This window comes from Adlercreutzia agrestimuris (assembly GCF_943193125.1).
GTDB lineage: Bacteria > Actinomycetota > Coriobacteriia > Coriobacteriales > Eggerthellaceae > Xiamenia > Xiamenia agrestimuris.
Genome location: NZ_CALPCX010000001.1, coordinates 420904 through 433794, shown reverse-complemented (window position 1 = coordinate 433794; position 12891 = coordinate 420904). Strand labels below are relative to the sequence as shown.

The following is a 12891-nucleotide window of genomic DNA, read 5'->3' as shown; positions in this document are numbered from 1 at the left end:
TGACATTGGGGAGCGAATAAGCCTGTGCTTATGCCGTTAGCAGCACATTACTTCTGATCAGCTACAACCGCATCGTCGGGCTCGTCAGAAAGCGCCTTGTCAACGGTGATGACGAAATTGGGGTTAGTGCCTGATTCGGTGTCAGAAACAATATCTGCCTCGTGTGCACTTTGCAATGCGTCCATCTCGTCAAGTGCGATATTAGCACCAGGACATGCGCTGATGCATGCTGGCATTTCTCCGCGCTGACGACGATCATAGCAGCCATCGCACTTAAACGTCGTGGAGCTTTCCTCGTCATAGCTGGGTGCGCCATAAGGGCAAGCGCTTACGCAGGTCTTGCATCCAATGCATTTGCTGTGGTCTTGAAGAACCGTGCCATCCTCAAGCTTGCTGTAGGCTCCCGCGGGGCAGTTCTCTAGGCATGCCGGTTCTTCGCAATGGTTGCACGACATGGAAATGAACGAGAATGCCTTGGGGTCGTCTTGGCGAATAGTGGTTACTTCGCGAAGCAAAACACCTTTGTTAAGTTGCTTTTCACTTTTGCATGCAATGGAGCATGTTTTGCAGCCATAGCAGTTTTTGTTGTTCATCCAGAAACCGATAGCCATGATGTTACGCCTCCTTCTTCACATCAACGAGGGTCTGGTTGCAGCAGTGGGTTCCGCCAAGGGTCTTCCACTTGTCATTTGTTACGTGGCTTGAAGAGCCGCCTTGCTGCTCCCACCAACCATTCTGCAGACCGATAACACCTTGCTTGATGAGGCCATTTACGCGAGCAACGCCATGGTGCTCACCGCGATCGTTGAATACTACAACCTTGTCGCCGTCTTTGATTCCGCGCGCATCTGCATCGTCGGTGTGGATGAGAATGTGTGCCTCGGTGTCGCAGATTTCGTCCATCCACGGGAGGGCGTGGAAGGTTGAGTGAACGCCGCGATAGGTCTTTTGCTGCACGCTGAAGAGCGGATACTTCTGAGCAAGCTCATTGTCGTTACGGGCGTCTTCTTCAGAGCGGGTGTAGGTTACAATCGGGTCGAAGCCTTCCTTTTTCCACGCCGGAACCCAGAACTCGGCCTTTTTGGAAGCGGTCAAGAATTCGCCATCCTTGTAGGGGATGTAGTCTGGACCTACCACGTCAATAGCCTTCTTCTCTTTGAGTTCGTCAAGCGTAACGCCTGTGGGCTCAAGAACATTAGAGATGAGGGTGTCCATAGGAACGTCGAAGGCATCGCCAAAGCCAAAGCGCTTTGCCAGTTCTGTGAAGATCTCCAAGTCAGATTTTGATTCGCCTGGACCGTCAACAGCTTTTTCGACAAGCTGAATCCAGTGTGAGCGAGCATTTGCCAGCACGCCTTCCATTTCAAACATGCCCGTACAAGGAAGCACGAGGTCAGAGTAGAGTGCGGTTGAAGTCATGTAGTGCTCAACGGTGACAACAAAGGGGATTTTCTCCAACGCTTTGCGAACCATATTGGTGTTTGGCCATTGGGTCATCGGGCTGCCCGTCATCGACCAAAGCACGTTAACTTTGAGCGGATCCTCATTAAGGACTGCCTCGCCAAACTTAAAGCGTGGAATTGCGGGAACTTCGTGGTCAAGTTTAGGAACCTCAATAGGTGTGCCAGTTTTAACCTCGTTCATGCCACCTGCGTCAGAAACGCCATCGCCGATATGGCCAACTTGACCGCAGAAAGCTGCAAGATATGCGCCGATAGCTGTTGCATAGGTGCCATTCTCAGTGCGCATAAAGCCACCCATGTTTTGGATGATCATGGCATGTTCTGCCTGCGCATATTCGCGAGCAATACGCTCAATATCTGCAGCATCAACGCCACATTCTTCGGCGGCTGCTTCAGCTGTCCAAGGAGCTGCGTTGGCAGCAATCAGCTCAAACTCGGTGTTGTAAGAGTCAGCTTCAGGCAAGCCATCAAGGGTGAGTGCTGGGGTTGCGCCTGCGGTGTCATGACGAACAATTTCGCCACTGGTGGTGTCATAAACCACAAACGACGCTTTGTCTTCGGCGTCTTCCAGGACTGGTTCGCCCGTTGCTTTGTCTACGAGGCATGCTGCGCAGGTATGTGCAAGCATAAACTCTTCGTCATAGAGCTTTTCGGAAATAATGGTGTTGAGCATGGCCAAACCAAGCGCAGCATCGGTGCCAGGCCAAGGAGCCAGCCAGTCGGTTGCCTTTGCGGCTGACTCGGTGTAAACCGGGTCAATTACCACCAATTTGCCGCCGTTTTCGACAACTTTCTCGAAACGCTGGAAGTAACCTTGCTTAGAGATTGCAGGATTATTTCCCCAGATCACGCAGTATGTGCTGTTTTCAATTTGATTGCGCGTATCCAAGAAACGCTGACCGTAAATAGGCGTAATTGCAGCACTTGTACCTGCGCAGCACAAGCTACCAACAGTCGTTGAGGCGCCACCCAAGTGAGCGAAAAACGCCGTGGCAACTGGACCATGCATAGCGCCGAAGTTGCCCGATCCTGTCACGTAGCAGATGGACTCTACGCCGTCAGTGGCAATGGCGTCTTCGAACTTCTCCTGGATCAGATCAAACGCCTCATCCCAGGTGATCTCTTTGAATTTGCCCGAACCTTTGTCGCCGTCACGCAAAAGCGGTACGGTAAGACGATCGGGATCGTTGGTCATGTATGCGCGAGCAATACCACGTGCACACGCAGCGCAATCGTTGAGCTCAGATGACTCAACCTTTACCAGCTTGCCGTCAACGACATATCCCTTGAGATTGTGATGTTGGCACTCGGGCGGGCAGGTTGAATAGAAGATTTCTGCGTTTGCATAGGGATCTTCGCCCGTAGTTGGCAAATCGCCCTCTCCCTTAGACGCATCGGTAGCGCCTTGGTCGGTGGCTGCAGAACAGCCAGCTAAGCCAACGACAGCAGCGGTTGCTGCTGCAGCACCTACGAATGTGCGGCGCGTCAGCTTTGGTTCGGCGACGTTGTTCAAAGAACGTTTCGTCATAGAACTCTCCTCCTCCGTGTAGAAACACCCTCATCAAGTGTTGGACTGGAACCTCCTCAGTATTCCAGTACCACTTGTTGGGATAATTGTGGCAACTGGGCGAAAACGACTCAATGTTTTGGTGCATAACTTTGTATTAAAAAACTGTGACAAATATTAAAAAAGAATTACCTTCGTGTTGGGGTCTTTCGCCAAGAAACAAAGATCAGTGATAATAACAAAGATAGGCGAAGGAGGAGTCGTGAGGGGCGACAAACCTGCAACAAGCGATGAGCCCATCAGGGCAATTCGCTATGGCATTCGATTTAAGATTTTTCTCTCAATTGCCGCCATCATGGTGGTGTTGATGGGTATTGATATTGCCTGGAATGTCTATCTGCAAAATGAACAGGTGCAAACAGAAGCGCGCGAAAAAGCGGAGGTGTTAGCCGCGGAAATGCGCGCGGCGTGGGACTTTGTTGATATGAACCAAAATGTTATCAATCGTGCAGAGGATGGTACGTTTCGCACGAAACATTTGGTGTGCGTGGTGGCCGCGAAATCAATTTCGATGCTCTTCACAACTGAGACCGACTATTCCATTCGATTCACCAATGAAACTCCTCGTCAGTTAGCAAACGCTCCCGATTCCTTTGAGCAATCAGCGCTTGATGCTTTCAATGCGGATTCTACGCTTAAAGCATACTGGCGCGTTGAAAAGAATGCAGATGGCGAAAGCGTTTTTCGTTACTCTGAGCCGCTCTACGTGACCGAGTCGTGTTTGGAATGTCACGGGGAGCCGGTGGGTGAACTTGACCAGTATGGATACCCAAAAGAGGGTATGGTTGTTGGCGAAGTTGGCGGCGCTCTTTCTATTACCGAGCCCATGAATATCTATCAAAGCGGCGTACAGACGAGCGTCATTCAGCAGGTCATCATGGTGCTGTGTATGATGTTGGCAGCATTTGCGGGCGTGTATTTTGTGACGAGTAAAATCATTTTGCGACCCATTGATGAGCTGCGCAATGCAGCCGAAAAAGTGGGCGAGGGCAACTTTAATTATGCGCTCAACACCAAGCGAAAGTTTATGAATCAACCCGATGAGTTGACTGAGCTGACAAGCGATTTCGACAAAATGGCGCAAGATTTGCAGGTGCTCTATGATGACCTGGAAGGGCAAGTTCGCGAAAAAACCGAGGATCTCATGGTCTTGAACGACCTGCTCAACTACCAGAAACGGGAGCTCAAGCTAGCCATTGATCGGCTCGGTGAAGAGGTTGCTTACAAAAACGAGTTCTTCGCCATTGTTAGTCACGAATTGCGCACGCCACTTACGTCTATCTTGGCATATGCGCGCATCTTGTCTGAAAACGATACTCTTGACGCTAAAACGCGCGACGCGGTGTGTGAGATTGAGATGAATGCAACGTTGCTTTTGTCGATGGTAAATAACATCCTGGCAATTTCAAAACACGCGGCGAAAAAAGACGAGCTGCTTCCTGAACCAGTTGACTTTGTTGATTTGGTGGGTCTTGTGAAGCGCTCGCTTGAGCCCATTGCGCAAAACAAAGACGTTGCGCTTTGCACTAGTGTTGGGGCGGATGTTCCTATAACCATGGCAGATTGGGAGAAGCTGCGCCGTGTTCTGGAGAATCTTGTTAACAATGCTATTAAGTATACTCACCGCGGTGGTTCAGTTGAGCTGGCGGTCTCTTTTGATGGCGAAGATATCGTGATTAAAGTTGTAGATGACGGTATGGGGATTGCGCCTGAGGATATTGACGAAGTATTTGAACTTTACAAACAGGCTGGTCAGTCAGCAAATAGACGCTATCGAGGAACAGGACTCGGTCTTGTTGTGGTGCGAAATGTGGCTGAGCTGCATGGAGGAAGCGTGTCGGTTGAAAGTCAAGTGAAAGTGGGAAGCACTTTCACGGTACGCATACCTTATGTTGCTCTTGACGAGGGAGAAAGCGATGAAGATTTTACTTGTTGATGACGAACCTCGCATTGAGCGACTGGTGAGAGATATGGTGGTGGATGCGGGCTATGAATTCGCCTACGCCGAAAATGGCGCGGAGGCGTTGCGTATTATTGAAGAATGCAAGCCTGATCTCGTCATCATGGATGTCATGATGCCAAAAGTGGATGGTTTTACAGCATGCAGAGAGCTGCGCGCAAAAGGCATCACTACTCCCGTTATTTTTCTCTCCGCAAAAGGTGACATTGTTGATAAAGGCGTCGGGTTTGCCGCTGGCGGTGATGACTACATGGTTAAGCCCTTTGATCCGCGTGAGCTGCTCATGCATATCGAAGCACTCCTTCGACGAGCTCATATGCAACTACTTCAGCCTTCGTCTAACAGCGCGATTACCCTTGGTCGTCTGGAGCTTGATATGGGGCAACATCGCATGCTCAAGGATGGGAAAGTGGTTCCGCTGACGCCTAAGGAATTCAACATAATGTCGGTGCTGGCACATAATCCCGGTGTGGTGTTTTCGCGTGAGCAGCTGGTTGAAGCGGTATGGGGACCAGAGTTTGTGGGTGAAACGAGCAGCATCACGGTTTTCATCAAGAAGCTTCGCGCAAAAGTTGAAGACGATCCAACACAGCCGCTCATTATTGAAACGGTATGGGGAATTGGATATCGGATCAATCCTGATGAGTGTTAGAAGCGCGTGACGTAACTCACGCTGGGTGCTGAGCGCTTACTTGCGATGATTTCGCGATTGTATCTTGTTTGTCTGCAAGCGATTCGGTATACTTCATGTTCGCGCTTATTGAAGCGCCTTTGCGCCAACGTGGCTCAGCTGGTAGAGCAACGCACTCGTAATGCGTAGGTCAGCGGTTCGAATCCGCTCGTTGGCTCCAGAGTATTTTGAAGGTCGGCAGGCATTTGCTTGCTGGCCTTTTTCTTTTTATCCCTTATTTCGTGAGGTTTGGCAGGAAAGGCGTCCGCTTAGATGGATGGGGGTAAAGCGTGGCTGACGTTTAGCGCATCTGTTGTTGCGGTGAGGCCGTTAGCGGGGTTTATTTATGAACAAGTCACCAGGTCATAGGTTATACTGCATCAGGAGTAATGCTGGTGAATGGCTCGGGTGGCTTCGTGCTGAAATTGCGTTGCATGATGCCGGATCGGTTTGCCTGGCTCCAGCAAAAAGAGCGGCTTCGGGGAAACAAGATAGCTCACATATATGCGCAGTTATTAAGGGAGGCTCGTTTTCATGCACTCCGCCGCGGATGCAAAACAAACTGTTCTCATCGTAGATGATTCTGCTATGAATCGTGCGCTTTTGGCGGACATGATTGGCGAAGAATATAACATTATTGAGGCTGCTAACGGTCTTGAAGGCGTGGGGTATATTCAGTCGCTCGGCACAGCAATTTCGCTGGTGCTTTTGGATATTGTTATGCCCGAGATGGATGGCTTTGAAGTATTAGCCGTCATGAACAAAAATGACTGGATCAAAGAGATTCCCGTCATTATGGTGTCCTCGGAAAAGGCTTCAGCATATATTGAGCGCGCTTACGAATTGGGCGTTACTGACTTTATCAGCCGGCCTTTTGATGCCAATATTGTCCGCCGCCGCGTGACAAACACGCTCATGCTCTACGCTAAACATCGTGCGTTGGTGGGTATGGTTGCAGATCAAATACACGAACGCGAAAAAGGCAACAGCCTCATGGTTGCGGTTCTTGGCCAAATTGTCGAGTTTCGCAATGGAGAAAGTGGCCTGCACGTTCTGCACGTCAGCACGATGACCGACATTTTGCTTAACTACATTGCAAAATGCACCGACCAATACGGCCTGACCGCAGAGCAAATATCGCTCATTTCCATGGCATCGTCTTTACATGATATTGGCAAGATTTCTATTCCTGATGAGGTGCTTAACAAACCGGATAGGCTCACTGATGAAGAGTTTGAGTGCATGAAAACCCATACCATCATTGGCGCTCAAATGCTTGATGATCTAGCGCTGTATCAAAATGAACCTCTGGTAAAGGTGGCCTATGAAATCTGCCGTTGGCATCATGAGCGTTATGATGGCCGCGGATATCCTGATGGCCTCAAAGGTGATGAAATTCCCATTTCAGCGCAAGTGGTCTCTTTGGCTGATGTGTATGATGCATTGATCAGTAAGCGTGTTTACAAGGACGCATATTCGCATGAAAAGGCAATGGAGATGATCTTGAATGGCGAATGTGGTCAGTTCAACCCATTTTTGCTGGAATGCTTCAAAGAGTGCTCTGAAGAGATTCGCGGACAGTTGGACAGTACGTCATTAACGGGTCACTCAAATCGCACAGTTAATCGCATTGTTGAGAGCGTTGCGCGGCCTGAATGCGTTGCCGCGTCTTCGCGTACGCTTTCAATGCTGGAATATGAGCGCATGAAGTATCGCTTTTTTGCCTCAATGTCTAACGAAACACAGTATGAATATACCGAGAATCCGCCCATGATGGTGGTGTCAGACTGGGGTCATAGCGAACTCAACAGTGAACAAGTCATTATGGATCCCTATCATAACAAGCGCATTGTTGGAGCTTTCGGCGAAGAACTGCTCAAGTTAGTTCACGATGCACTTCGCAATACCACGCCTGATGATCCAATTGTTCGTATGGATTTTGAAGGAATGGTTGATGGTAAGTTGCGCTGGTATCACTTTACGGCGCATGCAATATGGTCAAACGATGACGTGCCTGTCTACACGGGCTCTATCGGAAAAATGGTAGATATCCACGAGAGCCACCAGCACATGGTTGAGCTGCAGCACAAGGCAACACACGATCATCTTACGGGACTGATGAATCATGCGTATGTTCGCAAAGCAATTGCTGAGCGCATGGCGGCACATCCAGATCACACCTTTGTATTTATGCTCATTGATCTGGATAATTTCAAAAAGGCCAATGATACTCGGGGCCACCTCTTTGGTGATCAGGTATTGCAACACCTTGCTGGGCAGTTAAAAGGCAGCGTTCGCACTAATGATATTGTGGCTCGTGTAGGTGGCGATGAGTTTTTAATGTTCATGGAACTCAATACGGATCCCTGTGCACCTATTGCACGTATTTATGGTTCTATTGGCGGTGCGTTTGAAGGATTTGAGATTTCCATTAGTATGGGAGTTGCTATTGCGCGGGGAGAATCAACGGATTACGATACCATGTTTCGCCATGCTGACCAGGCGTTATATGCAGTAAAACGCGCTGGTCGGGGGCAGTATGCGTTCTTCGAGGATATGGAAGATGTGATCGAAGAAATTGATGCACAAGATACGGCTCTGTCAGCTATTGATCTGTCTGAGGCGTAGGGTGCGAAACTGACGGGCAGAAAGGTTTCGCCTAGAGGAAGGAGACGTGTGTATGTCGCTTGAAAGCTGCTATGAGCAATTTGGCGGAGACCTGGAGGGTGTTCGCGGGCGATTACTCACCGATGAGCGCATCAAAAAGTTCATGAGCATCTTCTTGCAGGATACCAGCTATCAGCTTTTGCTGGACTCATGGGAATCAGGCAATACCGCAGAGGCTTTTCGCGCGGCACACACGATGAAGGGTACGGGACGAGATCTGGGATTTACGCCCCTGTATGAGGCCAGCGCTGCGTTGGCTGATGCGCTGCGTCTGGATGAATCAGGAACCCCCGCCAACAGAGATGCGGCTCCTGCATTACTTGAACAAACGAAACAAGCATATGAGCTGGTTATTGGCGCAATCACGTCCGAATTGAACAGGTAGCATCTGGTGTGAATGCCTCAGAAGGCATGCGCACTATGGATAAGAGTTTGCACGAATTGGTGAAGGCTGGCAAAATTACCAAGGAAATAGCATTGAGTTGCGCCATTTGCCAAAAAGCGCCGAAGAAGCGCTTTGAGGCTGACGGGCTCTAAGTCATAAGGAGACATAACGTTCATGGGACTGCGATATGCGGGTGCGCGCGTTATTAGTGCGGCATCAACCTGGGGTTTAAAGCACCTTTTCCATAGGCCGGCAGCAAACTTTCCCGGCAAAGTTGCACTATATGTGGATCCGCAAGTGATTGGCGATGCGCGTGGCAAACTTGAGCGCGGTTCTGTTGTCGTTGTGGGCACGAATGGCAAAACAACGGTGACGAACTTGTTGGCTGATGTGCTTGAATGTGCCGGAATGAGTGTGGTTTGCAATCGCACGGGTGCAAATTTAGATTCGGGCATTGCAACGTCGCTTTTGCATGCGGGTCATGCTGATTGGGGTGTCTTTGAGAGCGATGAGCTGTGGCTGGCGAAAGTGTTGCCGCAGCTTCAAGCAGATTATGTCGTACTTCTCAATCTGTTCCGCGATCAGTTAGATCGATGCGGTGAGATAGATAGAATTCAAGATAGCATTGTGGGTGCACTTGCGTCTTCGCCCAAAAGCGTTTTGGTTTACAACGCTGATGACCCACTTTGTGCCTACATTGCCGAGCAGGCAGCACAGGCGGTCGGTCGTGAGCATACCCCTTCGATTGCATTTGGCGTCAGTGCGTCCATGGGACTTGCGCAGAATACCGTTACTGATGCTACGATGTGCCAGCGGTGTTCCACCATGTTCACGTATGATTTTCGCCAATATGGACAGCTGGGCGAATATATCTGTCCTAGCTGCGGTTTTAGCAGGCCAGCACTTGAATTTGCTGCAGAGAATGTAGAGCTTGCATCTGATCATGTGGCATTTGAGGTAGTGCGTCCGAGCGAAAACAATGCAGGAATATCACTTAGTGCGCCGTTTAATGGTGCGTATATGGTGTATAACTTGCTGGCGGTTGCTGTTGGAGCCGAGTTGCTGGGCTGCAGCGGGAAGGCAATTCAGCAAGCCATTGACGCGTTCAATCCACAAAATGGTCGTCTTGAGACTTTTGATATTGCGGGACGGACTGTTTTGCTTAATCTGGCGAAAAACCCCACGGGATTCAATCAGAACCTCAAGATTGTGGCACAAGATGATCAGCCTAAAGTAGTCGCCTTTTTCATTAATGATAAAGAAGCCGACGGTCGTGATGTGTCGTGGTTGTGGGATATTGATTTTGAAGAGTTGGCAGACAGCGGGCGCATGCAAGTATTCGCAGGTGGCATTCGAGGTAAAGATATGCAAGTGCGCCTGAAGTATGCCGACATTCATGCTGATGTTGTTGAGAGTGCAGAGGATTTGCTTGCGCGCATGCAGAAGCTGCCCACTTCGCACAATGCCTACGTGATTGCAAACTATACGTCGTTGCCATTGGTTAAGGCCGCACTTGAAGCTGCAGCAGCGGACACGAGTACAGCTGAGTCAGCTGTGGAGCTAGCCGCGAGTGCTTCCGACCCATCAGCAGCTGCGGGCACAGTTGAGCCAGCGGCGGGCGGAGTTGAGGAACCTACGGACAACCCTGTTGTCATTGCGCATTTGTTCCCAGATCTGCTTAACCTCTACGGTGATGGCGGTAACGTACGCGTACTTGAGCAGCGTTTGCGCTGGCGCGGCATCCCTGTTGAGGTTGTTCGCGTACAGCATGGTGACACCATTGATTTAGCGCAGGTGGATCTTGTCATGATGGGTGGCAGCCCTGACCGAGAGCAACGCCTTGCTTCTGCTGATGTGGTTGCAATGCGCGATGACCTTAAAGACTATGTGGAAAATGATGGGCCCTTGCTTGCTATTTGTGGCAGCTATCAGATGCTTGGTCATGAGTGGCTTTTGGACGGTCAAACAGTTGAAGGTCTTGGGCTGATTGACATGACCACGCGACGACCGGGTACTTCGGCAGACAGACTTACCAACAACATTGCGCTTTCGTCGCCTTTGGCAGCCCATCCGGTTGTTGGCTACGAAAACCATGCTGGTCGTACCTATTTGGGCGAAGGAGTAGAGCCGTTCGGGCAGGTTACTTCATCGGTTGGATGCGGCAACAACGAACAAACTCATGCCGATGGCGTTCGCTATAAAAACCTCATTGGCACGTATTTGCACGGTCCTTTGCTTGCGAAAAACCCCGAGATAGCCGACCATCTGTTGACCGAGGCACTCAAGCGTCATACGCGTCGTAGCGGCATTAAGCATGAGCCACTTGCGCCGCTTGATGATGCGGCTGAGCTTTCGGCGAATGCTGCTATGGCGGCCAAGCTGGGTGCATAGGGGCGCAGAAAAACAGAGCGCAACGTGACCGAAGGCTGTTCGCGCGACTCCTTTCGCCTGTGGGATTTTCTCAGAGATAGGCGCTTTGTCTTGCAAGGAAGCGTGTAGCCATGTCAAAATACCTCCATGGACTATAAACGCAGCAATGAATCAGACTATTATGCCCATGACGATGCGCCCATGCCTCAGCATGCGGGTGCAACGCGTCGTATGTCTTCGCGATCGCAAACTCCTGCATCGCGTTATTCACGAACTCGTTCTCAAGAGCAGTATGGCGAATCAGTAGGGCGGGTGCGCCCAGAGCGTCAGTCTGCGCAACAATCTGCGCGTTCGGCAGCGCATTCACAAGAACATGCGCGAGGGCGTAGCGCAGGGGATGACGCGCAAGCTTCGCGTGTTTCGCCGACACCGCGCATGAGTCGCAAGCAGTACGTGGCGCGCCAATCTCAACGACGCAAAAAGGTTGTTGTGATTGCGGCAGCTGCTTTGGCTGTCGTGCTGTTTGCTGCTACTGCTGCATTCGGATACATCGGTGGCATTTTTGGCAATTTTGGCGCGGGTGTAGACGACGATCTTCGCAATGTTTTAGTTGAAACCGATATGGCAAATGAGCCATTTTATATGTTGCTCATGGGAACCGATGGTTCTGCTGAGCGCGATGAATCGGGAGATTTTGGCGAAGCGTATCGTACTGACTCAATTATGCTCGCGCGAATTGACCCGGTGGACAAGCAAGTTACGTTGGTATCCATCCATCGCGATACGATGGTTGATATGGGCGAATACGGCTATCAGAAACTCAACGCTGCCCATGCGCTTGAAGGTCCAAGCCTTAGTGTTGAGGTAGTTTCGCAGATGTCAGGAGTGCCAATTTCGCACTATGCCGAGATCAACTTTGACGGTTTTCGCGATGTTGTCAACGCGCTTGGCGGCATTGAAGTTGATGTGCCTATGACCATTGATGATGCAGATGCGGGCGGACATTTGGATGCTGGTTTGCAGACGCTCAATGGTGATCAGGCGCTCATTCTGTGTCGTTCGCGCCATGCGTATGACGAAATGGGAGATGGCGATTCTTATCGTGCGGCAAATCAGCGTTTAGTGCTTTCCGCAATTGCCAAAAAGCTGCTGTCATCAGACATTGTGACCATGACAAGCACTGTGCAGACGCTCTCAAATTATGTCACTACTGATTTGTCGCTGACTGACATCATCGGTCTTGCTCAGGCAATGCAAGGACTTGATACGTCAACGAGCATGTATACCGCAATGGAGCCCACTACTTCAGAATATATCAACAACATTTGGTATGAGATTACCGACGAAGAAGCATGGGCAGAGATGATGCGCCGTGTTGACCAGGGGCTGCCGCCTACAGAAGAAGACATAGTTGATGAGGTATCAGGCACCATTTTGGCCGATTCAGGAACAGGACAGTTTGAGGGGCGCGATTCAAGCTTGAATCCCGATGGCTCTCTTAGGCGCAATGGTTTGGTTACGGTACGTAATGGAAACGGCATCAATGGTGCAGGTGAAGAAGCTGCTGGCCTCATTCAAGAGATGGGTTATCGGGTAGATTCGGGCAACGCTGACAGTTTTGATTATCCGCAAACGATGGTGATATATGGCGCAAGCGCAAATCAAGAGTTGGCGCAAGAATTACAGCGCAAGCTTGGATGCGGAACGCTATTTTTGAACGACGGGACGTTTGCTTTTGATGGCGATTTCTTGGTAGTGCTTGGTGCCGACTGGAAATCTCCTGCCGCCTCTTCTGACACGAATTAATTG

At 50.3% G+C, this 12891-nt stretch carries 8 protein-coding genes and 1 tRNA gene; 7 read left to right on the top strand and 2 right to left on the bottom strand.

Annotated elements, in window-relative coordinates:
• Positions 1-47: 47 nt before the first annotated feature.
• Both NFR28_RS01755 and NFR28_RS01750 read right to left on the bottom strand, forming a co-directional pair.
• The gene (locus NFR28_RS01755; RefSeq protein WP_251178116.1) at positions 48-611 is read right to left on the bottom strand and encodes a 4Fe-4S dicluster domain-containing protein; all 564 of its coding nucleotides are present in this window, start codon (positions 609-611) and stop codon (positions 48-50) included.
• Positions 612-615: 4 nt separating this feature from the next.
• A complete protein-coding gene (locus tag NFR28_RS01750; RefSeq protein WP_251178115.1) occupies positions 616-2991 on the bottom strand; it encodes a molybdopterin-containing oxidoreductase family protein in 2376 nt (791 codons plus the stop codon).
• Between the two features lie 241 nt (positions 2992-3232).
• Here NFR28_RS01750 and NFR28_RS01745 point away from each other — a divergent pair, with 241 nt between their 5' ends.
• The 7 genes from NFR28_RS01745 to NFR28_RS01715 all read left to right on the top strand — a co-directional run bounded on the left by NFR28_RS01745 (position 3233) and on the right by NFR28_RS01715 (position 12888).
• Positions 3233-4966 carry an ATP-binding protein gene (locus NFR28_RS01745; RefSeq protein WP_251178114.1) on the top strand — a complete coding sequence of 578 codons (1734 nt, stop codon included), beginning with the start codon at positions 3233-3235 and terminating at the stop codon, positions 4964-4966.
• Entirely contained in the window at positions 4947-5642 is a 696-nt protein-coding gene (locus tag NFR28_RS01740; protein ID WP_251178113.1) for a response regulator transcription factor, read from the top strand. The genes NFR28_RS01745 and NFR28_RS01740 overlap by 20 nt, the downstream gene beginning before the upstream one ends.
• Positions 5643-5765: 123 nt before the next feature.
• Positions 5766-5841: transfer RNA gene (locus tag NFR28_RS01735), tRNA-Thr, on the top strand.
• Between the two features lie 353 nt (positions 5842-6194).
• Complete coding sequence (locus tag NFR28_RS01730) at positions 6195-8288, top strand: bifunctional diguanylate cyclase/phosphohydrolase (protein WP_251178112.1); 2094 nt, start codon at positions 6195-6197, stop codon at positions 8286-8288.
• Between the two features lie 52 nt (positions 8289-8340).
• Positions 8341-8712 carry an Hpt domain-containing protein gene (locus tag NFR28_RS01725; protein ID WP_251178111.1) on the top strand — a complete coding sequence of 124 codons (372 nt, stop codon included), beginning with the start codon at positions 8341-8343 and terminating at the stop codon, positions 8710-8712.
• Between the two features lie 174 nt (positions 8713-8886).
• Positions 8887-11103 (top strand): MurT ligase domain-containing protein, encoded by a 2217-nt coding sequence (locus tag NFR28_RS01720; protein WP_251178110.1) that lies wholly within the window; start codon positions 8887-8889, stop codon positions 11101-11103.
• A 126-nt stretch (positions 11104-11229) separates the two neighbouring features.
• The gene (locus NFR28_RS01715) at positions 11230-12888 is read left to right on the top strand and encodes an LCP family protein (protein ID WP_251178109.1); all 1659 of its coding nucleotides are present in this window, start codon (positions 11230-11232) and stop codon (positions 12886-12888) included.
• Positions 12889-12891 lie beyond the last annotated feature (3 nt).